Annotated in this window: 22 protein-coding genes and 2 pseudogenes; 13 read left to right on the forward strand and 11 right to left on the reverse strand. The window is 68.6% G+C overall.

The window, feature by feature from the left end; genetic code table 11:
• Window positions 1-376 precede the first annotated feature (376 nt).
• The gene (locus ACVK00_RS13090; RefSeq protein ID WP_228905953.1) at window positions 377-991 is read left to right on the forward strand and encodes a glutathione S-transferase family protein; all 615 of its coding nucleotides are present in this window, start codon (window positions 377-379) and stop codon (window positions 989-991) included.
• Between the two features lie 74 nt (window positions 992-1,065).
• Here ACVK00_RS13090 and ACVK00_RS13095 read toward each other — a convergent pair whose 3' ends face one another.
• Together ACVK00_RS13095 and ACVK00_RS13100 are read right to left on the reverse strand one after the other, a co-directional pair.
• Window positions 1,066-2,031 carry an ion channel gene (locus tag ACVK00_RS13095; RefSeq protein WP_228905956.1) on the reverse strand — a complete coding sequence of 322 codons (966 nt, stop codon included), beginning with the start codon at window positions 2,029-2,031 and terminating at the stop codon, window positions 1,066-1,068.
• 214 nt (window positions 2,032-2,245) lie between these two features.
• Window positions 2,246-3,265: a sulfate ABC transporter substrate-binding protein gene (locus ACVK00_RS13100; RefSeq protein ID WP_166725563.1), complete on the reverse strand. Its 1,020-nt coding sequence runs from the start codon at window positions 3,263-3,265 to the stop codon at window positions 2,246-2,248.
• Between the two features lie 452 nt (window positions 3,266-3,717).
• On the opposite strand from ACVK00_RS13100, the gene dapA reads away from it, so the two are divergent.
• The gene (gene dapA / locus ACVK00_RS13105; protein ID WP_284894294.1) at window positions 3,718-4,611 is read left to right on the forward strand and encodes a 4-hydroxy-tetrahydrodipicolinate synthase; all 894 of its coding nucleotides are present in this window, start codon (window positions 3,718-3,720) and stop codon (window positions 4,609-4,611) included.
• 52 nt (window positions 4,612-4,663) lie between these two features.
• Here dapA and ACVK00_RS13110 read toward each other — a convergent pair.
• The 3 genes and pseudogenes from ACVK00_RS13110 to ACVK00_RS13120 form a co-directional block, all read right to left on the reverse strand.
• Window positions 4,664-4,783, reverse strand: a pseudogene (locus ACVK00_RS13110) (PIN domain nuclease); the annotation flags it as partial.
• Window positions 4,784-4,826: 43 nt separating this feature from the next.
• Window positions 4,827-5,036 carry a hypothetical protein gene (locus ACVK00_RS13115; RefSeq protein ID WP_284894293.1) on the reverse strand — a complete coding sequence of 70 codons (210 nt, stop codon included), beginning with the start codon at window positions 5,034-5,036 and terminating at the stop codon, window positions 4,827-4,829.
• A 114-nt stretch (window positions 5,037-5,150) separates the two neighbouring features.
• Complete coding sequence (locus ACVK00_RS13120; RefSeq protein WP_284894292.1) at window positions 5,151-6,197, reverse strand: LysR substrate-binding domain-containing protein; 1,047 nt, start codon at window positions 6,195-6,197, stop codon at window positions 5,151-5,153.
• 107 nt (window positions 6,198-6,304) lie between these two features.
• On the opposite strand from ACVK00_RS13120, the gene ACVK00_RS13125 reads away from it, so the two are divergent.
• The 3 genes and pseudogenes from ACVK00_RS13125 to ACVK00_RS13135 all read left to right on the forward strand — a co-directional run bounded on the left by ACVK00_RS13125 (window position 6,305) and on the right by ACVK00_RS13135 (window position 10,319).
• The gene (locus ACVK00_RS13125; protein ID WP_284894291.1) at window positions 6,305-7,576 is read left to right on the forward strand and encodes an MFS transporter; all 1,272 of its coding nucleotides are present in this window, start codon (window positions 6,305-6,307) and stop codon (window positions 7,574-7,576) included.
• 288 nt (window positions 7,577-7,864) lie between these two features.
• Window positions 7,865-8,149, forward strand: a complete 285-nt coding sequence (locus ACVK00_RS13130; RefSeq protein WP_284894290.1) for a hypothetical protein — start codon at window positions 7,865-7,867, stop codon at window positions 8,147-8,149.
• A 49-nt stretch (window positions 8,150-8,198) separates the two neighbouring features.
• Window positions 8,199-10,319, forward strand: a pseudogene (locus ACVK00_RS13135) (phosphocholine-specific phospholipase C).
• 51 nt (window positions 10,320-10,370) lie between these two features.
• On the opposite strand, the gene ACVK00_RS13140 reads toward ACVK00_RS13135, so the two are convergent.
• Window positions 10,371-10,994 (reverse strand): RBBP9/YdeN family alpha/beta hydrolase, encoded by a 624-nt coding sequence (locus ACVK00_RS13140; RefSeq protein ID WP_012364853.1) that lies wholly within the window; start codon window positions 10,992-10,994, stop codon window positions 10,371-10,373.
• 287 nt (window positions 10,995-11,281) lie between these two features.
• Here ACVK00_RS13140 and ACVK00_RS13145 point away from each other — a divergent pair, with 287 nt between their 5' ends.
• From ACVK00_RS13145 to ACVK00_RS13165, 5 genes are read left to right on the forward strand one after another with little or no spacing between them, the layout of a single operon-like run.
• Complete coding sequence (locus tag ACVK00_RS13145) at window positions 11,282-11,719, forward strand: VOC family protein (protein ID WP_006762228.1); 438 nt, start codon at window positions 11,282-11,284, stop codon at window positions 11,717-11,719.
• Window positions 11,720-11,723: 4 nt separating this feature from the next.
• Window positions 11,724-12,665 carry a 2-hydroxyacid dehydrogenase gene (locus ACVK00_RS13150; RefSeq protein WP_284894289.1) on the forward strand — a complete coding sequence of 314 codons (942 nt, stop codon included), beginning with the start codon at window positions 11,724-11,726 and terminating at the stop codon, window positions 12,663-12,665.
• 29 nt (window positions 12,666-12,694) lie between these two features.
• Window positions 12,695-13,627 carry a hydroxymethylglutaryl-CoA lyase gene (locus ACVK00_RS13155; protein WP_011658093.1) on the forward strand — a complete coding sequence of 311 codons (933 nt, stop codon included), beginning with the start codon at window positions 12,695-12,697 and terminating at the stop codon, window positions 13,625-13,627.
• Window positions 13,628-13,649: 22 nt separating this feature from the next.
• On the forward strand, window positions 13,650-14,156 hold the full coding sequence (locus ACVK00_RS13160; protein ID WP_011658094.1) for a YbaK/EbsC family protein: 507 nt from the start codon (window positions 13,650-13,652) through the stop codon (window positions 14,154-14,156).
• Window positions 14,153-14,359: a DUF1289 domain-containing protein gene (locus ACVK00_RS13165; protein ID WP_284894288.1), complete on the forward strand. Its 207-nt coding sequence runs from the start codon at window positions 14,153-14,155 to the stop codon at window positions 14,357-14,359. The genes ACVK00_RS13160 and ACVK00_RS13165 overlap by 4 nt, the downstream gene beginning before the upstream one ends.
• A gap of 232 nt (window positions 14,360-14,591) precedes the next feature.
• Here the strand turns inward: ACVK00_RS13165 and ACVK00_RS13170 are convergent, their stop codons facing one another.
• A complete protein-coding gene (locus ACVK00_RS13170) occupies window positions 14,592-15,494 on the reverse strand; it encodes a DMT family transporter (protein WP_228905984.1) in 903 nt (300 codons plus the stop codon).
• Window positions 15,495-15,607: 113 nt separating this feature from the next.
• Between ACVK00_RS13170 and ACVK00_RS13175 the strand changes: the two genes are divergently transcribed.
• On the forward strand, window positions 15,608-16,099 hold the full coding sequence (locus tag ACVK00_RS13175; RefSeq protein WP_284894287.1) for an Lrp/AsnC family transcriptional regulator: 492 nt from the start codon (window positions 15,608-15,610) through the stop codon (window positions 16,097-16,099).
• Between the two features lie 34 nt (window positions 16,100-16,133).
• Here ACVK00_RS13175 and ACVK00_RS13180 read toward each other — a convergent pair whose 3' ends face one another.
• Window positions 16,134-17,030 (reverse strand): alpha/beta fold hydrolase, encoded by an 897-nt coding sequence (locus ACVK00_RS13180; RefSeq protein ID WP_284894286.1) that lies wholly within the window; start codon window positions 17,028-17,030, stop codon window positions 16,134-16,136.
• A 280-nt stretch (window positions 17,031-17,310) separates the two neighbouring features.
• Between ACVK00_RS13180 and ACVK00_RS13185 the strand changes: the two genes are divergently transcribed.
• Complete coding sequence (locus ACVK00_RS13185) at window positions 17,311-18,270, forward strand: NAD(P)H-dependent flavin oxidoreductase (RefSeq protein WP_228905987.1); 960 nt, start codon at window positions 17,311-17,313, stop codon at window positions 18,268-18,270.
• 113 nt (window positions 18,271-18,383) lie between these two features.
• On the opposite strand, the gene ACVK00_RS13190 is transcribed toward ACVK00_RS13185, so the two are convergent.
• The 3 genes from ACVK00_RS13190 to ACVK00_RS13200 form a co-directional block, all read right to left on the reverse strand.
• Entirely contained in the window at window positions 18,384-19,346 is a 963-nt protein-coding gene (locus ACVK00_RS13190) for a LysR family transcriptional regulator (protein ID WP_228905989.1), read from the reverse strand.
• Between the two features lie 171 nt (window positions 19,347-19,517).
• Complete coding sequence (locus ACVK00_RS13195) at window positions 19,518-20,594, reverse strand: porin (RefSeq protein ID WP_006754121.1); 1,077 nt, start codon at window positions 20,592-20,594, stop codon at window positions 19,518-19,520.
• Window positions 20,595-20,961: 367 nt separating this feature from the next.
• A complete protein-coding gene (locus tag ACVK00_RS13200) occupies window positions 20,962-21,444 on the reverse strand; it encodes a peptide-binding protein (RefSeq protein WP_284894760.1) in 483 nt (160 codons plus the stop codon).
• Window positions 21,445-21,777: 333 nt separating this feature from the next.
• Between ACVK00_RS13200 and ACVK00_RS13205 the strand changes: the two genes are divergently transcribed.
• Window positions 21,778-22,821 (forward strand): bile acid:sodium symporter family protein, encoded by a 1,044-nt coding sequence (locus ACVK00_RS13205; RefSeq protein ID WP_228905999.1) that lies wholly within the window; start codon window positions 21,778-21,780, stop codon window positions 22,819-22,821.
• The last annotated feature ends 112 nt before the right edge of the window (window positions 22,822-22,933 follow it).

The following is a 22,933-nucleotide window of genomic DNA, read 5'->3' on the forward strand; positions in this document are numbered from 1 at the left end:
CGGGCGACCCGCGCGAGATGACTGGGTTTCCTGCATTTCGCGGTCCGTCGACGACCCTCGTCCAAGCTCATGCGGCCCGTGCGCCGACGCTGCTGCAAGGTCGGCCGGACACTGTAGTCGCGCTCGTTTCAGCCGCGCACTCCTTCGTTAATTCATAACTAGTTAATTCATGACTAGTTAAATCATGAACTACCGCCGAACGGGGCTCTGCGGGAGATTCTCCGCCCATTCCCAACCGTTCGAACACGCGCGAACGGCCGCTCAACACCGTGCCACGATCCGCCGCTCGCGCCGCCCGCCCCTGTCCGAACCTCTCCCGCTCGGGTACGCTTGAGCATCCACCGAATCGACATGCACACCCCAACGCGGAGGCGCGATGAAGCTCTACTACTGGCCCAAAACCCGGGCATTCCGGGCGCTGTGGATGCTGGAGGAAATCGGCGCCGTCTACGAGCTCGTGCCGATCGACCTGCGTTCGCACGAACAGGGCAGCGACGCGTTCGTCCAGGTCAATCCGATGGCCAAGCTCCCCGCGCTCGACGACGGCAGCGAGCCGTTCGCCGAATCGGGCGCGGTGCTGCTCTATCTCGCCGATCGCTGCCCGGGCGCCGGGCTCGGCATCGCGCCCGACGATCCGCTGCGCGGCCGCTTCCTGCAGTGGATGTTCTTCACGCCCACCTGCCTCGAACCGGCGATGGCCGAGAAATTCACCGGCGCGTCGAGCAATCCGGTCGCGTTCGGCTGGGGCAACATCACGCGGGTGCAGCGTGCGCTCGCGCAAACGCTCGCCCACAGCCGCTGGCTCGTCGGCGACCGCTTCACCGCGGCCGACCTGCTGCTCGCCAGCACGCTGAAGATCGCGTTCGACGCGCACCTGCTGCCGCACGAAGGCGTGCTCGGCGACTACGTCACGCGCGCCGAGGACCGCGACGGCCATCGCCGCGCGGTGGCGGTCGAACAGCGCGAAGCGTCGCGTCTGCTGCATCCGTGACGCGTGCGCGGCGCGGCAGTCGGTTGCGGCGGTTGCATCCGAGCGCCGGCGCCCGTTCGCGCCGGTCGGCAACGTCATGCAGCCGGCCCGGATGCCTGCGCCGCCGAGCCGTCCTCGATCACGCCCGGCGAACCGCGTTCGTCGCTATCGGCGTCGACCGGCACGACCTCGTGAAAATGCGTGTAGTCGATATGCGTGATGCCGTCTTCGTCATGCATCAGGTCGACATAGCGGTGACGCCAGCAGATGTCCGCATGCGTCCATGAGTAGCGCGCCTGCATGACCTGCGCGGTCGTCTCGTCGGAGCCCTCGATCGTGATCAGCAGCGACGCGTCGCGCGCGGCGAGCGATTCGGCCGTCTCGCCGAACAGCGGGCTCGTTTCGTCGATCACGTGCATCAGGTTCCAGCCGAGCAGGAAGATCGGATGCTCGCTGCGCACGAGCGGCAGGTCGTGGATCTTGCGCAGCGTATAACCCTCGTGCGTACCCTCGACGCGCATCAGCCGCAGCTTCGCCTGCGCTTCGGCGATCACGTTCTGGCGCGCATTCGCGGCACGCACCATCAGCGTCATCCGCCCGTTCAGCGGGCGCACGATCGCCAGCCGCGCGAACAGGATCTTCGCCTGCGGCCGCGAAAACCGCGCGAACACGAGCCCGGTCGCCATCGCGATGCCCGACATCCCGATGAAGATTTCGAAGGTCGAGACCACGTGCGCGTAGACGGTCTGCGGATGCATGTCGCCGTAGCCGACCGTCGCGAGCGTCTCGACGCTGAAGAAGAACGCGCCGCCGAAGCCGGCCGGCGACTGGTTCGCGATCGCCGCGTCGCCGAGCAGGTAGAGCGCCGCGAAGCCGCCGTTGAGCAGCAGGAACAGTATCGCGAGCGACAGGAAGAATACGGGCCAGCTCACCGTCAGCGCACGGTGATAGAGGTCGCGCCAGCCGAGCGGCGGCATCCCGTACGCGATCACGGGGCGGGTGCCCGACCAGAGCTTGCGGCCACGGCCGCGGGAAGCTGGGGAGGACGAATCGACGTTCATCGCGCAAGGCCAGAAGCAAGGAGGCGATGAGCGTAGCACGGGGGGCGGCGGCCGGGAATGCGCAGCGATGCGGGGCGATGCGCGGCGGCCTGGCGGGTGCGGCGCGAGCGATGCGCAGTGGCCTTGCGCGCGCCGGCGCGAAAAAAAACCGGCCGCATCGGCGGCCGGCTGCTCGGTCATCCTGCCGGCACGCGCGCGGCGTGCGGCGTGCCGCCTACTTGCGGTCGACGATCACGCGATCGAACGTGCCGCCGTCGGCGAAGTGGGTTTTCTGCGCGTTCGCCCAGCTGCCGAAAACCTGCTCGACGCTGAACGTCTTCAGCGGCTTGAACTCGGCCGCGTGCTTCTTCAGCACGTTCGCGTCGCGCGGGCGCAGGTGGTGCTGCGCGATGATCTCCTGCGCCTGCGGCGTGTACAGGTAGTCGAGATACGCCTGCGCGATCTTGCGCGTGCCCTTCTTGTCGGCGACCTTGTCGACGACGGCGACGGGCGGCTCCGCCAGGATGCTCGCCGACGGGTACACGGGATCGAATTCCGCCCCCGACGCGCCCGTGTCCATCAGCGCAACTTCGTTCTCGAACGTGACGAGCACGTCGCCGATGCCGCGCTGCGTGAAGGTCGTCGTCGCGCCGCGGCCGCCCGAGTCCAGCACCGGCACGTTGCGGAAGATCGCCTTCTCGAAGTCGAGCGCCTGCTGGTCGGTCGCGCCCTTCTGCTTCTGATAGCCCCATGCGGCGAGATACGCGTAGCGGCCGTTGCCCGACGTCTTCGGGTTCGCGATGATCACCTGCACGCCCGGCTTCGCGAGATCGCTCCAGTCCCTGATCGCCTTCGGGTTGCCCTTGCGCACGAGGAACACCATCGTCGTCGAGTACGGCGAGCTGCTGTCCGGGAAGCGCGCGCGCCAGTCCTTCGGCAGCAACTGGCCCCGCTCCGCGAGCAGGTCGATGTCGTTCGGCTGGTTCATCGTCACGACATCGGCCTGCAGCCCCTGCAGTACCGACAGCGCCTGCGCGCTCGACGCGCCGTGCGACTGCTTGATCGTCACGGTTTCGCCGGTCTGCTGCTTGTACGCGGCGGCGAAGCTCGTGTTGATGTCCTTGTACAGCTCGCGCGTCACGTCGTACGACACGTTCAGGATCGACGTGTCCGCGTGCGCGGCCGTTGCCGCCACGACCAGCGCCGCCGCGGTGCCCGTGTGCAGCCAGCGACCGATCCCCTTGATGCTTGCCATCGTGATATGCCCCGTTCCAGTGGTGTTGAAGGTGCGTGACGGCACGCGTGCGCGCTGTCATCGAAACGTAAGCGGGCATTCTAGCGGCCGGGCGTCGCACGCCTTCCAATCTGTCGTGCAAAGCAAATCTCGAATTCTGCTAACCGGCGCACGCACGCTCGCGTGCGCGCCGGCTCCGATGTTAAGATCGCCGCTCAGCCCTTTTCACGGTTCATCCATGTCCGCTGCCCTGCGCTCGTCGTCGATCCTTGCCGCCTTCGCGGCAGGTGCGCGCGCGGCCGGGCTGAAACTGAAAAAACGACTCCTCGACTGACGGGGACGTCGCGTCCCGTCAGGCGAATGCCGGACGGGATGCCCGCAGGTCGTTTCTTTTTCCTTGCTCGCACGCCTCGCTCCGGCACCTCGCCGGCGGAACGGTTCCTTCCCACTCCGTTTCCACCATGAGGCTTTGCATGCACACACGTTTCGAAGGTATCTGGCTGCCGCTCATCACGCCGTTCCACGACGGCGAGGTCGACCACGGCGCGCTCGCGCGACTCGCGCGCCACTATGCGGCGGCGGGTATCGCGGGTTTCGTCGCGGGCGCGACGACCGGTGAAGGCGTGCTGCTCGACGCGCGCGAACAGGACGCCGTGTTCGCGACGCTGCGCGATGCGGTGCCCGACCTGCCGGTCGTCGTCGGGCTCACCGCGAGCGCGACGCACTTCGCGGCCGCGCGCGCACGCGAACTCGCCGCGCTACGGCCCGACGGGCTGCTCGTCACGCCGCCCGTCTACGTTCGGCCGACGCAGGACGGCATCCGCCGCCACGTTGAAGCGATCGTCGACGCGGCCGACCTGCCGGTCCTCGTCTACAACATCCCGTACCGCACCGGCGTGAACGTCGAACTGGAGACGCTGCAGGCGCTCGCGCGCGACCCGCGCGTCGCGGGCATCAAGGAGTGCGGCGGCACGCTCGACCGGATGAGCCGGCTCGTGCACGACACGCCGCTCGCGATCCTTTCCGGCGACGACAATCAGAACTTCGCCGCGCTGTGTGCCGGCGCGCATGGCGCGATCGCGAGCAGCGCGCATGTGCTGCCCGAGTGGCACGTGCGCATCCATGCGCTGCTGCGCGACGGCCGGCTCGCCGACGCGCGCAAGCTGTCGGTCGCACTGCAGCCGCTGGTCGCGGCGCTGTTCGCGGAGCCGAATCCGGCCCCGGTGAAGGCGGTGCTGGCCGCGCAGGGGTGGTGCGAGGACGGGTTGCGGCTGCCGTTCGTGCCGGCGAGCGACGGGTTGCGGGACAGGCTGGCCGCCATTCTCGCCACGCTCGGGTCAATCGCGCCGGACAGTGCCGCCGCATAGGCCGCGACGCGACGCGCGGCTCGGACGATGGGCGAATCTTCGCCAGATTGTTTCAAACCGTCAGAACGAGAGACAGGCCGTACCGCGCAAGCTGGGCGTCGGCCGTTACGAGTTGCAGCGGTTCATGCCGAGCCTGCGCGACGAGCAAGCGATCGAACGGGTCGCGATGGTAGTCACGATCCACAAGAAGATGTGCGTATCGAGCAACAGGCGCATCAGCGTCCCTCGAACGCGTCCAGCAGATACGGCGGCAACGGTGCGTCGAAATCATCCGCGATCCACGCCTGACCTTGCAGAACGCCAAAGCGAATGGGCAACTTCGCCGACTCGACTGGATCGACGTGAATCCCGTCAGCCGGGCTCGCTACGTCGCCCTGCTGCGATGGGCCGATTGCAATGCCGTTGGGCAGGTTCACGTCTTGCATGATGACCTCCGTTTCAGGTGTCCATCACTGTAGTCCCGTTCACCTGATCGCTCCATTCGGCCGATCGACAGAGGCGTGCCGACGCATGCCGAGCCTGCGCTCCGGAACGTTGCGTCAAGCCGCCAGCGCCCCCACCTCTTCCTGCGTCGCGTCCCGCACCGCCTGCGTGACGATCCGCGCGAGCCGCTCGACGGTCGGCGTCGCCGACGACGTACGCCGCAGCAGCATCAGCGGCAGGCTCGGCAGTTCGGGCAGCCCGAACGACGTCGCGTCGAGCACGCGCACCGACGCGGGCAGCCCATAGTGCGAGCGCACCGTCAGCCCGAGGCCGGCTGCCGCCGCGGCCCACAGCCCGGCCAGGCTCGGCGTCGTGAACGCGACGCGCCACGGCACGCCCGCGCGATCGAGCGCGTCGGTCGCCGCGCCGAAGAAGCGGCACGGCCGGTCGAACACGACGAGCGGCAGCGGCTCGCCCGACGCGCGCATCACACGAAGACTCGCATCGCCGTCGTCGCCCGCATCCGCCGGGCCGCCGCCGTCCGGCATGCCGAAGCCCGCCGCGCCGACCGCCGCGATCCACTGCATCGGCACCTGCGCGATCGCGTCGCTGTCGATGCCCGCGCGCGACACGAGCGTCGCCGACGCCGGGTCGCCCCACACCAGCGCGAGATCGAGCTGGTTCGCGTCGAGCCGCTCGAGCAGCTCGGCGTTGCGCGCGACGCGCGCCTCGATCCTCACCTTCGGATGCGCACGCGCGAACCGCCCGAGCACGTCGGGCAGGATCGCTTCGCCGAAATCCTCCTGCAGGCCGACCCGCACCCAGCCGTCGAGATTCACGCCGCGCACCGCCGCGGCCGCTTCGTCGTTCAGTTCGATCATCCGCCGCGCATAGCGCAGCATCGCGTCGCCGGCGTCGGTCAGCGCGAGCCCGCGCCCGGCCTTCACGAACAGCGGCGTGCCGGCCTGCTCCTCGAGCTTGCGGATCTGCGCGCTCACCGCCGACGACGAACGCGCGACGCGATCGGCAGCCTTCGCGAAGCTGCCGAGATCCACGCCCGCCACCAGGCTGCGCAACGCCGCGATGTCGAAGTTCGGCCGGGCGAGCGTGGCATCGGGTGCCGCGAGCGACGCCACGCCGTACGCATTGTCTTGTCCGGACATGTCAACCATCCCGTTTTATCGAACGATTCATCAAAAACTTTCCGATTTTCAGGATGAATGTAGGTCGCCACACTGGCGATGTCAATTTCCGAACGGGCTCTGTCGCCATGGATACCTCCTGCCTCGCTTCCCCGTCCTCGCCCGCGCACGACGCGCGCGGCCCGGCCCATCGCTGGCGCGTGCTCGCGGCCGGCGTCGCCGCGAACATGAGCTTTTCCGCCGCCGCGGCCGGCATTCCGACCACCGCCGTGTGGATGCGCTCGGCCTACCACCTCGACAACGGCGCACTCGGCCTCGTGCTCGGCGCGCTCGGCTTCGGCGTCGCGCTGTCGGAGCTGCCGTGGGGGATCGCCGCCGACCGTTTCGGCGACCGCCGCGTGTTGCTCACCGGCCTCGTCGCGACGGCCGCGATGCTGGCGCTGATGGTGATCACGATCGTCCCGAGCGCGCACGCGGTGCCGCCGCTCATGCGCGTCGTCGCGGCGATGGGCTGCGTCGGCCTGCTCGGCGGCAGCGTGAACGGCTCGAGCGGACGCGCGGTGATGCGCTGGTTCGGCGAACGCGAACGCGGGCTCGCGATGAGCATCCGCCAGACGGCCGTACCGCTCGGCGGCGGCGTCGGCGCGGCGCTACTGCCGTCGCTCGCATCGCATGCCGGCTTCGCCGCGGTGTACGGCGCGCTGATGCTGCTGTGTGCCGGATCGGCCGCGCTGACGTGGCGCTGGCTGCACGAACCGCCCGACGCGCCCGCCGCCGCGCACGGGCCCGCCGCGCACCGCCCCGTCGCACAGCAATCGCCGGCCGCGGCCGCGCGTAGCCCGCTCGCGAGCGGTCGCGTGTGGCGCATCGTGCTCGGCATCGGCGCGCTGTGTGCGCCGCAGTTCGCGGTGCTCACGTTCGCGACCGTGTTCCTGCACGATTTCGGCCGGCTCGGCCTCGCCGGCATCAGCGCGGCGATGGTCGCGCTGCAACTCGGCGCGATGGTGATGCGGGTCTGGAGTGGTCGTCATACCGATCGGCACGGCAACCGGCGCGCGTATCTGCGCGGGTCGGTGTGCGTGGCGGCCGGATCGTTCGCGCTGCTCGCGGCCGCGACCGCCGGCAGCCCGCACGTGCCGCTCGCCGCGATCGTCGCGATTCTCGTGTTCGCCGGCATCTGCGTGTCGGCCTGGCACGGCGTCGCGTACACCGAACTCGCGACGCTCGCGGGCGCGAACCATGCGGGCACCGCGCTCGGGATGGCAAACACGATCGTCTATCTCGGACTGTTCGCCACACCGCTCGCGATTCCGCCGCTGCTCGCCGTCAGTTCGTGGAGCGTGGTCTGGCTCGCCGCCGCGCTGATCGCAGGCGCGACGTACCCGCTGTTTGCGCGCTAGCGGGCCGGCGCCGGTTTGCCGAACCCGCACGGGGGCCTTCAGAACGTGCACCCAGCCGACCAGCCACTTCCGTCGTCACGTCGCACGCGCGTCGCGTGTAAATACATGCGGCCTCCGCATCCGCTGGAAAATCCCGCCCTGCGAGCCTGCGATGCTTCGCGAAAGCATCCGGTCAGCTTCACGAAAGCCTTTCGCGATCACGCCCCGGTTGCAAACGATTCACCGAATCGTCGCATCGCATCGGCATACTGGAAATCGTTTCCCGATCCGCCTGCCAGGAGAGAAGTCATGCGTCGCGTTGCCCTCGTCGTCGTTCTGTGTGCCGCCACCTTCGTCGCCGCCTGCAGCGACGACGCGCCGCACGACACGCACGCGGCCGACGGCTCGCCACCGGCCGGGGCATCGTCCGGCTCCGCGAGCGCATTCAACAGCGGCGCGGGCGCGAGCGCCGCCGCGTCGGAAGCCGCACCGCTCGCGCCGCCCGTCGTCCACTACCCGCCCGACGATGACGACGACGCCAAGCCCGCGACGAACGCGGGCGCGTCCGGCGTCGCCGCGTCGTCGCCGCACTGATCCCGCCGTTCCTGTCCCGTCCCCGATCGCAGAACCGAGGTGAAATAACATGACGTCATCCAGCCGCCGCCGTTTCCTGCATACCGTCGCACAGTCAGCGGGCGCCGCCGTCGCGCTCAACGCGTTCCCTGAATCGATCCGCCGCGCGCTCGCGATTCCGGCCGCGCGCGGCACCGGCACGATCCGCGATGTGCAGCACATCGTCGTGTTCATGCAGGAGAACCGCTCGTTCGACCATTACTTCGGACACCTGCGCGGCGTGCGCGGCTACAACGACCGCTTCCCGATCCCGCTGCCGAACGGCAAGCCGGTGTGGTACCAGCCGTCGAAGGAAGACCCGACGAAACCGGTGCTGCCGTTCCGGCTCGACACGAAGACGACCAGCGCGCAGTGCCTCGGCGCGCTCGACCACTCGTGGGCGAAGACCCACGCGGCGATCGACGGCGGCCGCTACGACCAGTGGCCCGCGAACAAGACCGACATGACGATGGGCTATCACGTGCGCGAGGACATCCCGTTCCACTATGCGCTCGCCGATGCGTTCACCGTGTGCGACAACTACTTCTGCTCGCTGCCGGGGCCGACGCACCCGAACCGCTCGTACCTGATGACGGGGACGGTCGACCCGACCGGCAAGTTCGGCGGCCCGCTGCTCGACAACGCCGACTACGTCGACGGCGACCTGCCGCCCGCGTACCAGTTGCTGTCGTGGACGACCTTCCCCGAACGGCTGGAGGCTCACGGCGTGTCGTGGCAGATCTACCAGCAGGGGCTCACGTGGGCCGACCCGTACAACGGCAACTACGGCACGAACATCCTGCAGAACTTCACGAACTTCATCAACGCGAAGCCGGGCTCGTCGCTGTACCAGCGCGCGCAGACGGTGCGCACGCTCGACAACCTGAAGGACGACGTGATCAACGACCGGCTGCCGCAGGTGTCGTGGCTGCTGCCGCCCGCCGCGTTCTCCGAGCATCCGAAATACACGCCCGCGTACGGCGCGAACTACACGTCGCAGATCCTCGACGCGCTGACGTCGAATCCGGACGTGTGGGCGAAGACCGTGCTGTTCATCATGTATGACGAGAACGACGGCTTCTTCGACCACGTCGTGCCGCCGCAACCGCCGACGTCGGCCGCGCAGGGCGCATCGACCGTGACGACCGACGGCGAGCTGCATACCGTCGTGAACCCCGGCCGCGGCGGCAGCTACACCGCCGACGGGCTGCCGTACGGCCTCGGGCCGCGCGTGCCGATGACGGTCGTGTCGCCGTGGTCGAAAGGCGGCTTCGTGTGCTCCCAGGTGTTCGACCACACGTCGGTGATCCGCTTCATCGGCGAGCGCTTCGGCATCGACGAGCCGAACATCACGCCGTGGCGCCGCACCGTCTGCGGCGACCTCACCGCCGCGTTCGACTTCCGCTCGTCGGATGCATCGTTTCCGTCGCTGCCCGATACGAGCCAGTACCGCTCGATCGCCGACCAGCAATGCACGTCGCAACCCGCGCCCACCGTGCCCGCGACGCCATCGCCGATCGTCCCGCAGGAACCCGGCGTGCGGCCCGCACGCGCGCTGCCTTACGAACTGCATGTGAACGCGAGCATTGACGGCGGCAACACGCTGCGCATCGAGTTCGCGAACCGCGGCAACCAGGGCGCGCACTTCCAGGTGTACGCGACGAACCGCACCGACGGCCCGTGGCGCTACACGGTCGGCGCGCGCCGCGTGCTGCACGCGGACTTCGACCTGACGGAGACGAACGGCGTGTATGCGTTCTCGGTGTACGGGCCGAACGGCTTCGTCCGGATGTTCGCGGGCAACGTGTCGGCCGCGACCGCGCGCCGCCGCAACCACGCGCAGCCGGAGGTGAAGGCCGGCTACGACATCGCGAACGGCAACCTGTACCTGAAGCTGCGCAACCATGGCGCGGGTCACGTCACGCTGACGCTGGCCGACAACGCATACGGCGCGCCCGCGCGCCAGGTGACGCTGCACGGCGGCGACGAGCGCGTCGAGCAGTGAGCGCTCGCATCGAGCCACCACTGGTATGACGTTACGGTGAGCGACGGCGCGAACGGCACGTTCTCGCGCCGCTTCGCGGGTCACGTCGAGAACGGCCGGTCGAGCTACTCGGATCCGGCCGCGGTGGCGCCCGTCTCCGCGTCGTAGCGGTGTCACGACACTGCGCGGCCCCCGCCGCGCAGCGCGTGCCGATGAGTGTCAGATCGCGTGCGCGAGCGCGCGGTCGACGAGCGCGGCGTCGAAGCCGTCGTCCGCATCGCGAAAGCGCAGCGGCGCCGCGCAATGCACCAGCGTGTCGACGAAATATTTCGCGCGCGGCCACGGCCCGAAGCCGGCCGCGGTGTTGATGTGCCCCGCGTCACCGAGGTTCACGAATGCGCTGCCGAGCCGCTGCGCGAGCGTGCGCGCATCGGCGAGCGGCATCCACGGATCGGTCTCGCTGCCGATCACGATCGACGGCACCGCGAGCCGGCGCGCGTCGAACGCTCCGGCGAACGTGAATTTCCTCGGACTGGCCGGTGCGACGAGCAGCACGCCCGCGACGTCGGCCGCCTGCGGCCATTGCGCGAGCGCATGCGCGGCCGCGAGGCAGCCGAAGCTGTGCGCGGCCAGCACGAACGGGCCGCGCTCGCGCTCGAGCAGCGCGCGCACCGACTGCGCCCAGCGCGCGAGATCGGGGGCGTCCCAGTCGGCCTGCTCGACCCGCAGCGAACGCGGGAACTGCCGCTCCAGCCAGGTCTGCCAGTGGGCGCCTTCGCTGCCGTGCAGGCCCGGAACGGTCACGAGCCGCGGCGGCCACGCCGATTTGCTGCATGCGCGCATGATTGCCCTCGCTTGCTTTGCTTGGAGACGAGGTTCGATTGTGGCGCGCCGCGCGCGGCGGCCGAACCAATATTTTGTGCTTTGCTTTTGTGCGGGACGGCCACCGGCGACGGGCACCGGGGACGGCCACCGGGGCCGGCGCGCCGGTGCGGGCCGTGCGGCGCGCGTCGGCGGCCCCGCGGCGGCGCAACACGCCGCGAAACCGTAGAATGTGGGCTTCCCGCTTGCCATGCATCGGATCGAACCCGCGCGCCGCCGCGCCGGGTCCGATCGACAGGAGACGCCCGATGTCCGCTACGCCCGCCGGCGCGCTGCGCCCGTTCCATCTTGCCTTTCCCGTATCGAGCCTCGCCGACGCGCGCGCGTTCTACGGCGGCCTGCTCGGCTGCCCCGAGGGCCGCAGCTCGGATCACTGGGTCGACTTCGACTTTTTCGGCCACCAGCTCGTCGCGCATCTCGCGCCGGACGAAACCGGCGCAAGCGCGGTGAATCCGGTCGATGGCGACAACGTGCCCGTGCGCCATTTCGGCGTCGTGCTGTCGATGGACGAATGGCATGCGCTCGCCGATAAACTCAAGGCTGCACACACGCGCTTCGTGATCGAGCCGCACATCCGCTTCAAGGGTGAGGTTGGCGAGCAGGCGACGATGTTCTTCCTCGATCCGTGCGGCAACGCGCTGGAATTCAAGGCGTTCGCCGACATCGGCCAGCTGTTCGCGAAGTAAGCACATGAAGATCCTGTTCTATTCGCCGCACCAGGAAGCCGACGCATGGCGCGACGCGATCGCGCAGGCGCTGCCCGACGCCCAGTTGCGCGCGTGGCAGCCGGGCGACACGGCCGCCGCCGACTACGCGCTCGTGTGGCGCGCTCCGCGCGAGCTGTTCGCGCCGCGCGACGGCCTGCGCGCGATCTTCAATCTCGGCGCGGGCGTCGACGCGCTGCTCGCGCTCGACCGCGCGCATCCCGGCACGCTGCCGCGCGACGTGCCGCTGGTGCGCCTCGAGGATTCGGGCATGGCGCAGCAGATGATCGACTACGTGACGCACGCGGTGCTGCGCTACCTGCGCCGCTTCGACGAATACGAAGCGCTGCAGCGCGAGCGCCGCTGGCAGGTGCTCGAACCGCATCCGCGCGCGCACTTCACCGTCGCGGTGCTCGGCCTCGGCGTGCTCGGTGCGCAGGTCGCGCAGGCGCTCGCCGCGCTCGGCCTGCCGGTGCGCGGCTACAGCCGCGGCCCGAAGCAGCTCGACGGTATCGAGACCTTCGCGGGCGACGACGCGTTCGACGCGTGCATCGACGGCGCGAAAGTACTCGTGAACCTGCTGCCGAGCACGCGCGATACCGACGGGATCCTGTCAGCGCGCACTTTCGCCCGGCTCGCGCCGGGTGCGTACCTGGTGAACGTCGCACGCGGCGCGCATCTCGTCGAAGCCGACCTGCTCGACGCGCTCGCAAGTGGCCAGCTCGCCGCGGCGACGCTCGACGTGTTCCAGCACGAGCCGCTGCCGGCCGATCATCCGTTCTGGCACGCGCCGCGCATCACGATCACGCCGCACTGCTCGGCCGAGACGCTGCGCGACGAAGCCGTCGAGCAGATCGCGGGCAAGATCCGCGCGCTCGAGCGCGGCGAGCGTGTCGGTGGCATCGTCGACTACGCGCGCGGCTACTGAATTCCGCCCTATACAAACTGGAGACAACCATGACGTTCCCCACTGCCGTCAAGATCGTCGAAGTCGGCCCGCGCGACGGGCTGCAGAACGAAAAGACCTTCGTGCCGACCGACGTGAAGATCGCGCTCGTCGACCGGCTGTCGCGCGCCGGTTTCCGCAACATCGAGGCCGCGTCGTTCGTGTCGCCGAAATGGGTGCCGCAGATGGCCGACGGCGCCGACGTGATGGCCGGCATCGAGCGTCGCGCGGGCACCGTGTATTCGGTGCTCACGCCGAACCTGAAGGGCTTCGAGAACGCGCTCGCCGCACGCGCGGACGAAGTGGTGATCTTCGGCGCGGCGAGCGAGGCGTTCTCGCAACGGAACATCAACTGCAGCATCGCGGAGAGCATCGCGCGCTTCGAGCCGGTCGCGAAGGCCGCGAAGGATGCCGGCGTGCGGCTGCGCGGCAGCGTGTCGTGCACGCTCGGCTGCCCGTACCAGGGCGAGGTGCCGGTCGCGTCGGTCGTCGACGTCGTCGAACGCTTCGCCGCGCTCGGCTGCGACGAGATCGACATCGCCGACACGATCGGCGTCGGCACGCCGAAGCGCACGCGCGAAGTGCTGTCGGCCGTCACGCGCGTGTTTCCGCGCGAACGGCTGTCGGGCCACTTCCACGACACCTACGGCCAGGCGCTCGCGAACATCTACGCGGCGCTGTTCGAAGGGATCGAGATCTTCCACGCGTCGGTTGCCGGCCTCGGCGGCTGTCCGTACGCGAAGGGCGCGACCGGCAACGTCGCGACCGAGGACGTGCTGTACCTGATGCAGGGCCTCGGCATCGACACCGGCATCGACCTCGCGCAGGTGGTCGCCGCCGGCGACTTCATCTCGAACGCGATCGGCCGCGCGAACGTGTCGCGCGCCGGCCGCGCGCTGCTCGCCAAGGCGCAGAGCGCGACCGACGCGCCGAGCTGCGTCTGACCCCGCCACTCACGGATTCTCCATGACGACACCCACCTCATTCGACTCCCTCCCCGATTCCGCGCGGCGCGTCGCGCTGCTGCTGCGCGAGCGCGGGCATTCGAAAGGCATCGTGATGCTCGCCGAAACCGGCAAGACCTCCGCCGAGGCCGCGGCCGGGCTCGGCTGCTCGGTCGCGCAGATCGCGAAGTCGATCCTGTTTCGGCGCGAATCGGACGGGCTGCCGGTGCTCGTCGTCGCGAGCGGCGTGAACCGCGTCGACGAGAAGAAGGTCGCCGCCCAGGTCGGCCCGGTCGGCCGTGCCGATGCGAAGTTCGTGCGCGACCACACCGGCTACGCGATCGGCGGCGTGTGTCCGATCGGCCATCTCGTCGAACCGGTCACGCTGATCGACGCCGACCTGCTCGCGCTCGACAGCCTGTGGGCGGCCGCCGGCCATCCGCACGCGGTGTTCAACCTGTCGCCGCAGGAGCTCGTCTCGCTGACGGGCGCGCCGGTCGCCGACGTCGCGTTGAGGAACGACGCATGAGCGACGTGCCGGTGCTGGTCGGCACGGTCGCGTCGCCGTGCACCGACGTATGCAGGATCGACCCGCGTACCGACTGGTGCGCGGGGTGCCTCCGCACGCGCGACGAGATCAAGGGATGGCGCGCGTCGGACGACGATGCGAGACGCGCGCTGCTCACGCGGCTCGACGCGCGGCGGCGCCTGCTCGCCCGGAGCGGCGCATAAAAAAATGCCGTTCGGCCTGTCTGGCGAACGGCATGAGATCGGAATCCTGTGAACGTGATCAACGTCACAGCCCGCATCATACGAGCGACGCTGCGGCGTCGCATCGGGTGTTTCCCTACAACTCCTTACGGCATTTTTCGCGGGCAATCCGCGTTCCCGGACGCGGCGCCAACAGGCGCGGCAGCCAGCCCTGGCGACGAGCCGAAACAGCCCGCCGAATCGCACGAGCGTTTCAGTTGCCGACGGTCGCGCGACGCGCGGGCACGATGCGCCAGCCGAGGTTCACGCCGGCCGCCGCGAGCAGGATCAGGAGCGCGCCGAGCACCTGCGTCCACGCGAGTGTCTGCCCGAACGCGACGCGATCGACGATGATCGCGACGACCGGATAGACGAACGACAGCGCGCCCGTCATCGCGACCGGCAGCTTCTGGATCGCGCCGTACAGCAGCACATACATCAGGCCGGTGTTCACGACACCGAGCACGACGAGATCGAGCCACTGCGCGGGCGTCGCGGGCAACGTGCCGAAGTGGGCGAACGGTGCGAGCAGCACGATGCCGAGGCCGGCCTGCAGCAACGCGAGCAGATGCGGCGGCGTGCCCTTCAGGTGCTTCGTGACGATCGACGACACCGCGTACAGGAACGCCGCGCCGAGCGACAGCGCGACGCCTTCGAGATATTCGCCGGGTACCGCGAGCACCGCCGGCTCGACCCGCACCACGCACACGAGCCCGACGAAGGCGAGCGCGAGCCACGTGATCGTCGATGCGCTGACCCGTTCGCGGAACACGATCGCGCCGAGCGCGACGAGCATGAACGGCTGCGTGTTGTAGACGGCGGTCGCCATCGAGATCGACGCGCGCGAATACGCGGCGAACAGCAGCAGCCAGTTCGCGACGATCGCGACGCTGCCGAGCGTCGCGAGTGCAAGCATGCGCGGCGAGAACAGCGCGCGGCGCAGGAAGCCGAGCGCCGCGCAGACGATCGCGAGCGTCGCGGCGCCGAACAGGCAGCGGAAGAACACGACGTTGGTGAGCGGTTGCTGCGACGACATCACGAGCCAGCCGATCGTGCCGGACATCATCATCGCGACGACCATCTCGGCGGCACCGCGGCGGGTTTCGTTCGAGGCCATCATGGACTCCGTTTAGCGAGAGAAGATGACTTCGATTCTAGGAACTTGCTTTCCGCGCATCCACGACTAAACTGAAGCGAAACCACCGATTCACCTTCGAAAGCAAAGCGATCATGTCGAAACGCCTTTCCCCGCCCGCCGTCGCGTCACTGGACGCGACCGACCGCGCGATCCTCGCGGCGCTTGCCGAGGATGCGCGCATCGCGACCAGCGAACTGGCGCGGCAGATCGGGCTGTCGGCGCCCGCGACCGCCGACCGCGTGCGGCGGCTCGAGGCGCAGGGCGTGATCGCGGGCTTCACCATCGAACTCGACCCGCGCGCGCTCGGCTACACGCTGCAGGCGATCGTCCGCGTGAAGCCGTTGCCGGGGCAACTGCATCTGGTCGAGGAGGTGTTGCGGCGGATTCCCGAATTCGTCGAATGCGACAAGGTGACCGGCGAGGACTGCTTCATCTGCCGGCTCTACCTGCGCACGATCGATCACCTCGACGACATCCTGTCGAAGGTGACGGAGCGCGCGGAAACGAGCACGGCGATCGTGAAATCGACGCCCGTGCCGCGCCGCCTGCCGCCGCTCGTCGAAGACGACGCCGCGCGCCGCTGACCGTCGGCGCGCGACCCGCCGCGGCCGGCGCCGCTCACGCGGCCGCGTCGTGCGCGTCGAAGAACGCGAGCATCTCGTCGATCAGCGCGACGGGCGCCTCTTCCGGAATGTAGTGCCCGCAATCGAGCGCGCGGCCGCTGACGTCGCGCGCGACGCGCCGCCATTCGTCGAGCGGATCGAAGCAACGGCCGACGATCCCGTGTTCGCCCCACAGCACGCGCAGCGGACACGCGACCTTGTTGCCGCGCTCGAGATCCGCGCGGTCGTGTTCGAGATCGATCGTCGCCGACGCGCGGTAGTCCTCGCACATCGCATGCACGGCGCCCGGCTGCGCGAGCGCGGCGCGATACGCGTCGAGCGCCTCCGGCGCGAACGGCGCGAGCCCGGCGGAACGGTTGCCCATCACGCGCTCGATATACGCATCGGTGCGGCCTTCGATCAGCGTTTCGGGCAGCGGCGCCGGCTGGATCAGGAAGAACCAGTGGAAATACGCGGTCGCGAACGCGCGATCGGTTTTCTCGTACATCGCGAGCGTCGGCGCGATGTCGAGCAGCATCATCCGTTCGACCGCCGCCGGATGATCGAGCGCGAGCCGGTGCGCGACGCGCGCGCCGCGATCGTGCGCGCACACGTGGAATTGCTCGAAGCCGAAATGCCGCATCACGGCGACCTGGTCGGCCGCCATCGCGCGTTTCGAATACGGCGCATGCCGCGCGTCGCTCGGCGGCCTGCCCGACGCGCCGTAGCCGCGCAGGTCGGTCGCGATCACCGTGAAGTGATTCGCCAGCATCGCGGCGACGCGATGCCAGATCATGTGGGTCTGCGGATGGCCGTGCAGCAGCAGAAGCGGCGGCCCCGCGCCTCCTTTGACACCGAAGATGTCGGTGTCCTGCATCGTCACGCGAAACGATGCAAACGCCTCAAACGACATGGTTTGTTTCTCGTGGGTTTGTTATGGCGGGTATTGTAGGAGCGCCCGGCCGACTGCTGCGCGCGGCAGAGGCCCGAATACGTAGAAAGAGAACACTCACTCGATTGTCGCCACGCCGCTCGGTTTGCTAAGCTCGCGTAGAATCGCACGACCGTTCGTATTAATATGGGCGCAGCGCTACACCGCTACACTCGAAGCACTGTTCGACCCGCCAAGCATGGATGCCGGCATCGGCGCGATCGCGCCGGGTCCGGCCGCCCCTCGAGACTGGAGACATCACATGGCATTGCCCGCCGTCCTGCAGAACCTGACGCTGCCCGTCATCGCGTCGCCGATGTTCATCGTCAGCTACCCCGAACTCGTGCTCGCGCAATGCAAGGCGGGTATCGTCGGATCATTCCCCGCGCTCAACGCCCGTCCGGCCGAACTGCTCGACGAGTGGCTCACGCAGATCCAGTCCGAGCTCGCCGACCACAAGGCGAAGCACCCGGACGCGGTGATCGGCCCGATCGCGGTCAACCAGATCGTCCACCAGTCGAATGTGCGCCTCGAGCATGACGTGCGCGTATGCGTCGACCACAAGGTACCGATCTTCATCACGAGCCTGCGCGCGCCGGCGCGCGAGATCGTCGACGCGGTGCACAGCTACGGCGGCATCGTGCTGCACGACGTGATCAACCTGCGTCACGCGCAGAAGGCGCTCGAAGCCGGCGTCGACGGGCTGATCCTCGTCGCGGCCGGCGCCGGCGGCCACGCGGGCACGACCTCGCCGTTCGCGCTCGTCGGTGAAGTGCGCAGGATGTTCGACGGCCCGATCGTGCTGTCCGGTTCGATCGCGAACGGCGGCTCGATCCTCGCCGCGCAGGCGATGGGCGCGGACTTCGCGTACATGGGCACGCGCTTCATCGCGACGCAGGAAGCGCACGCGGTCGAGGACTACAAGCACGCGATCCTCAACGCGAAATCGTCCGACATCGTCTATACGAACCTCTTCACCGGCGTGCACGGCAACTACATCCGCGAGAGCATCGAGAAGGCCGGCCTCGATCCGGACGCGCTGCCGGAATCGGACAAGACGAAGATGAATTTCGGCGGCGACAAGGCGAAGGCGTGGAAGGACATCTGGGGTGCCGGCCAGGGCGTCGGCCTGATGGACGACCTGCCGAGCGTCGGCGAGCTCGTCGAGCGGATGAAGCGCGAGTACGACGACGCGAAGGCACGGCTCGGCATCGCACGCTGACGCACCCGGCGGGTTGCGCCACCACCGCGCATCACGTCGGACCAAAAACGAAAAAGCGCGAACCGCCACGGCTCGCGCTTTTTTCATATCCGCCCGCGGGCGGGTAGCAGCTGTCAGCCCGCGCGCTTGATCCGCGTGATCGGCAGTACGCGCAGGCGCGATTCGATCGACGGGCACAACGACTGCCCTTCGAAACGCCCGGCGAGGAAGTCGACGAACGAGCGCACCTTCGCGGATACGTGGCGGCGGCTCGCATACACCGCATAGATCGGCGCCTCATGCGGCGGCACCGAGTCGAGCAGCACCGGCACGAGCCGGCCGGATTCGATGTCGTCGCCGACCACCTCGGTGCCGAGCAGCGCGATGCCCGCGCCCGCGAGCACGGCCGCGCGCAGCCCTTCGAGATGATTCACGATCAGGTTGCCGTTCAGGTTCACGCGCGACGCGGCGGCCGCGTCGATCACCAGCGAATCGAGCATCGTCGAATTCGAATCGCGGCGCAGGTAGTTGTGGTGCGCGAGATCGGCGATCGTCTGGGGCGTGCCGTGCTTCTCGAGATACTCGGGCGACGCGACCAGCAGGATGTGCGCGGTCGCGATCTGCCGCGCGACCAGCGACGAGGATTTCAGTCCGTTCGGCGCCGCGCGCACCGCGACGTCATAGCCTTCCTCGATCAGGTCGACCACGCGATCGGACAGCGTCATGTCGACGGTCACGTCCGGGAACCGGCCCGCATATTCGGTGACGGCCTCCATCACGTGCCGCAATCCGAACGCGGACAGCGACGTCACGCGCAGGCGGCCCTGCGGCACGACGCTCGCGGCGCCGACCGCCTGTCCGGCTTCGTCAAGTTCCGACAGCGCCTGCACGAGGCGCTCATAGTATTCGCGTCCCGCCTCGGTCGGCGCGACACGTCGTGTCGTACGATGCAGCAGCCGCGCGCCGAGCTGCTGCTCGAGATGCATCACGTGCTTGCTCGCCATCGCGGCCGACATCTGCATGCGCTCCGCCGCGCCGACGAAGCTGCCCACTTCGACGACGTAGCGAAACACATTCATGCTGACGAGGGTATCCATCGAACTAGCTCGCAATTCCTGGGAATCATGCAATTACGAGATAGGGTAACAAAGGCAAGGAAACACAAAGGTCAACAATGGCAAAACGGCGCAACGGAAAGCTGCGCCGTTTCGGGGCGTGAAACGGGCGGGCGGGACGCGCGGTGTTGATTCGCGCCCGCCATCGTCTCGTCAGAACTTTGCGCGGATGCCTGCGCCGAACGTGTTGCCGTTCGACAGGCCGCTGATGTGGTCGTTCATGTACGCGGCGTAGACGTCGGTGCGCTTGGACAGCGGATAGTCGTAGCCGACGGCCCAGGTCTGGCGCGTCTGGTCGAGGCCGCCCGCGTCGCGCGAGTACGCATACGACGCCATCGCGTTGCCGACGCCGAGCGGCACCGACACGCCGCCCTGCGCGGTATTCACGTGCCAGCTGCCGGCAACCTGGTCGTTCTTCGTATACATGTATTGGCCGAACAGCTTCACGTACTTCAGGTCGTAGGTCGCGCCGACCAGCCCGATGCCCTGGCTCTTCATGCCGGTCACGAGCGAGCTCAGGTCCTGCGGGCCGTTGTTGAAGTTCACGTACTGGTAGACGGCGGTCGCGGCGAACGGGCCGTTCGCGTAGTTGAACTGCGCGCTCCACTTCTTCGAGCGGTTGTCGCCGGCCGTGTTGCCGAGCGCGTACATCGCCCCGAAATTCAGGCCGCCGAACGAAGGCGACGTATACGACAGCGCGTTGTTCCAGCCCGAATCGCCGACCGCGCCCTGGTCGCTCGGATAGGTCGGGAACGTTCCGAGGCCGAGGAACACGTGGTACACCATCGGCGAGAAGGTGTACGAGTCGTAGAACGGGTTGAACAGGATCGTCGACAGGAACAGGTGCGTCGTCAGGCGGCCTGCCGTCACCGTGCCGTACGGCGAGCTGACGCCGACGTACGCGTTGCGCGCGAAGAACGTATCGCCCTGGAAGCGGCCGAACTGGCCGTTCTGCGCGCGGAAGAAGCTCTCCAGCGTGAAGATCGCCTTGTAGCCGTTGCCGAGATCCTCCGCACCGTGCAGGCCCCAGTACGAGGTCGACATCCCGCCGCCCGACACGTTCCACGCGCGATCGCCGCCCGGGAACTTGGTTGCGCCGACCCATTCGTCCACCTGACCGTAGAGCGAAACGCTCGACTGCGCGTGGACGGGTGCGGCGGCCGCCACGCAGGCGGCCGCGGCGATCAGCTTGACGGACGTGCGCGACGCACGGCGAGCGAATGCTTTCATGGGATCTCCAGGTTTTGTCGAATGTCGATAAGTGGCGCGAGCGTTGTTTTTTGGAGCCGATTGCTTGCGTCGTATGGGGCGCAGCCATCTTTACGGATCATTTGTCCGGTCAAAATTGCGCACACTTATTGCGGGTATAGCGGCGGCATTAACTTCGCGGAATCGACACATGGTCGGACGCGTCGCGGCGGGCCCGCGCGGGGCAGGCACGCGACGGGACGGCCGCGGGATGGCGCCCGTGCCGGGCGCGAAAGATAGCGCAATGCGGCGGGAAAATCAGCGGAAATCTGCGCGCGACTGTGGCGAATTCGCATCACAGTCGGCGAGGGACGAGCGCGCGGCGGCGCTCAGCGAACGCGCGGGGCGCTCAGTTTCGGTAGAAGGGGGAGAAATACGGCGAGTGGGCAGGTTCTTCCTGCGCGCGGGGCGGCGGCATCGGACGGCCGCCGCGCTCCTCGTTGTAGCGCGCGACGTCGGCGCGGATCGAGCCGGCACGCAACGGCACGTTGCCGCCGCCCTGCGGGCGCGGCATCTGGCGGGAATCGGCGCTGATCGGGCGATACGGGCTCTGCGCGGCGTAATGGCCGTAAGACGGCGTCGGCCGCAGACCCCAGCGGGATCCGTAGCCGCTCACGCCGCCGGGACGGGCACCACCCGGGGGCAGCGCCCGGCGCCAGACCTGTGCGCTGGCGGCCGACTGGCCGTACGCGCGCATGTCGCCGCCGCCGAAACCGTGGCCGCCGAACGCATGACCGCCGTGCGGCGGTTGCGCGAGCGCAAGCGGCACCAGCAGCGTGCCGAGCACGCCTGCCACCCATCGTCCGACCTTCAGTTTCACCCGTTCCGTCATCATTCATTGCCTGTTGCCGCTCGCCGCCGGTGTTTCCGGCTGACGCAAGCCTTTCAGCAGTAATTTATGAGCGGTCCGAAACGGTGTCGAGCCAAAAAGTGTTAGGTCGCCGGCATCGGTGTAACACCATGTTACTGCTAGGTTTTTTCACTTCCGCAGCCAATCGTGGAAGAACATTCTTCTGCGCATTCGCGCGCCCTCGTGCGGGCCTGCCGCATGCAATGGATTCATCAATCGATTCTCACAATGAATTTGTCTATTGAATGACCGGGCGGGACAATATCGGCTTCGCGCGCGCGAGATGCGCGCCGCCGTTTCCGAATCGAGCTCCCGATGGCCCGTCCCCGTTTCCTTCCCGACAACTTCACGCTCGCGCTCGTCGGCACCGTCGTGCTCGCGAGCCTGTTGCCGTGCCGCGGCCCGGCCGCCCATGCGTTCAACTGGGCGACCAACATCGCGGTCGGCCTGCTGTTCTTCCTGCATGGCGCGAAGCTGTCGCGCGAAGCCGTCGTCGCGGGGGCGACCCACTGGCGGCTGCATGCGGTCGTGCTGCTCAGCACGTTCGCGCTGTTCCCGCTGCTCGGCCTCGCGCTGAAGCCCGTGCTGCAGCCGCTCGTCACGCCGACGCTCTATGCCGGCGTGCTCTTTCTGTGCACGCTGCCGTCGACGGTCCAGTCGTCGATCGCGTTCACGTCGATCGCGAAGGGCAACGTGCCGGCCGCCGTGTGCGCGGCGTCCGCGTCGAGCCTGCTCGGGATCTTCGTGACGCCGGCGCTCGTCGGGCTGATGATCACGTCGCAGTCGGCCGCGGCCGCGTCGCCGTGGAGTACCGTCGGCAGCATCGTGATGCAGCTGCTCGTGCCGTTCGTCGCCGGCCAGCTGCTGCGGCCCGTGATCGGCGGCTGGATCGAGCGCAATCGCGGCGTGCTGCGCTTCGTCGACCAGGGCTCGATCCTGCTCGTCGTGTATGTCGCGTTCAGCGAGGCCGTGAACCAGGGGCTGTGGCACCAGATTCCGGCGCGCGCGCTCGGCGGCCTGCTGGTCGTCAACGTCGTGCTGCTCGTGATCGCGCTGGTGCTGACCACGGTTGTCAGCAAGCGGCTCGGCTTCAACCGGGCCGACCAGATCACGATCATCTTCTGCGGGTCGAAGAAGAGCCTCGCGGCCGGCGTGCCGATGGCGAAGGTGATCTTCTCCGCGCAGGCGGTCGGCGCGATCGTGCTGCCGCTGATGCTGTTCCACCAGATCCAGCTGATGGCATGCGCGGCGCTCGCGCAGCGCTGGGGGGCGCGCGACCTGAGCGGCGAGCGCGACGGCGAGGATGCCGCGGCCGGCACGGCGCGCACGCAGGGCACGCTGAACGCGGGCAAGCGCTGACGCGGCAGCGGCGCGGCCGGCATGGCTGGCCGCGCCGGGGTAGGCGCCTTTCCGCTCCCGCCTCGACCTCCTCCCCCGGCGCTCCGTTTCAGCCCGACGTGACGCATGCACC

It is taken from the genome of Burkholderia sp. PvR073 (genome assembly GCF_054055695.1).

Bases quoted from the DNA above. Each gene is read 5' to 3' on its own strand.
- ACVK00_RS13140 (WP_012364853.1), bottom strand. From the start codon at position 10,994: ATGCGCGCATGCAGCAAATCGGCGTGGCCGCCGCGGCTCGTGACCGTT.
- ACVK00_RS13125 (WP_284894291.1), top strand. From the start codon at position 6,305: ATGGATACCTCCTGCCTCGCTTCCCCGTCCTCGCCCGCGCACGACGCG.
- ACVK00_RS13160 (WP_011658094.1), top strand. From the start codon at position 13,650: ATGACGACACCCACCTCATTCGACTCCCTCCCCGATTCCGCGCGGCGC.
- ACVK00_RS13150 (WP_284894289.1), top strand. From the start codon at position 11,724: ATGAAGATCCTGTTCTATTCGCCGCACCAGGAAGCCGACGCATGGCGC.
- ACVK00_RS13180 (WP_284894286.1), bottom strand. From the start codon at position 17,030: ATGTCGTTTGAGGCGTTTGCATCGTTTCGCGTGACGATGCAGGACACC.
- ACVK00_RS13130 (WP_284894290.1), top strand. From the start codon at position 7,865: ATGCGTCGCGTTGCCCTCGTCGTCGTTCTGTGTGCCGCCACCTTCGTC.
- ACVK00_RS13175 (WP_284894287.1), top strand. From the start codon at position 15,608: ATGTCGAAACGCCTTTCCCCGCCCGCCGTCGCGTCACTGGACGCGACC.
- dapA (WP_284894294.1), top strand. From the start codon at position 3,718: ATGCACACACGTTTCGAAGGTATCTGGCTGCCGCTCATCACGCCGTTC.
- ACVK00_RS13145 (WP_006762228.1), top strand. From the start codon at position 11,282: ATGTCCGCTACGCCCGCCGGCGCGCTGCGCCCGTTCCATCTTGCCTTT.
- ACVK00_RS13100 (WP_166725563.1), bottom strand. From the start codon at position 3,265: ATGGCAAGCATCAAGGGGATCGGTCGCTGGCTGCACACGGGCACCGCG.
- ACVK00_RS13190 (WP_228905989.1), bottom strand. From the start codon at position 19,346: ATGGATACCCTCGTCAGCATGAATGTGTTTCGCTACGTCGTCGAAGTG.
- ACVK00_RS13120 (WP_284894292.1), bottom strand. From the start codon at position 6,197: ATGTCCGGACAAGACAATGCGTACGGCGTGGCGTCGCTCGCGGCACCC.
- ACVK00_RS13155 (WP_011658093.1), top strand. From the start codon at position 12,695: ATGACGTTCCCCACTGCCGTCAAGATCGTCGAAGTCGGCCCGCGCGAC.
- ACVK00_RS13200 (WP_284894760.1), bottom strand. From the start codon at position 21,444: ATGACGGAACGGGTGAAACTGAAGGTCGGACGATGGGTGGCAGGCGTG.
- ACVK00_RS13115 (WP_284894293.1), bottom strand. From the start codon at position 5,036: ATGCAAGACGTGAACCTGCCCAACGGCATTGCAATCGGCCCATCGCAG.
- ACVK00_RS13095 (WP_228905956.1), bottom strand. From the start codon at position 2,031: ATGAACGTCGATTCGTCCTCCCCAGCTTCCCGCGGCCGTGGCCGCAAG.
- ACVK00_RS13185 (WP_228905987.1), top strand. From the start codon at position 17,311: ATGGCATTGCCCGCCGTCCTGCAGAACCTGACGCTGCCCGTCATCGCG.
- ACVK00_RS13090 (WP_228905953.1), top strand. From the start codon at position 377: ATGAAGCTCTACTACTGGCCCAAAACCCGGGCATTCCGGGCGCTGTGG.
- ACVK00_RS13195 (WP_006754121.1), bottom strand. From the start codon at position 20,594: ATGAAAGCATTCGCTCGCCGTGCGTCGCGCACGTCCGTCAAGCTGATC.
- ACVK00_RS13170 (WP_228905984.1), bottom strand. From the start codon at position 15,494: ATGGCCTCGAACGAAACCCGCCGCGGTGCCGCCGAGATGGTCGTCGCG.
- ACVK00_RS13165 (WP_284894288.1), top strand. From the start codon at position 14,153: ATGAGCGACGTGCCGGTGCTGGTCGGCACGGTCGCGTCGCCGTGCACC.
- ACVK00_RS13205 (WP_228905999.1), top strand. From the start codon at position 21,778: ATGGCCCGTCCCCGTTTCCTTCCCGACAACTTCACGCTCGCGCTCGTC.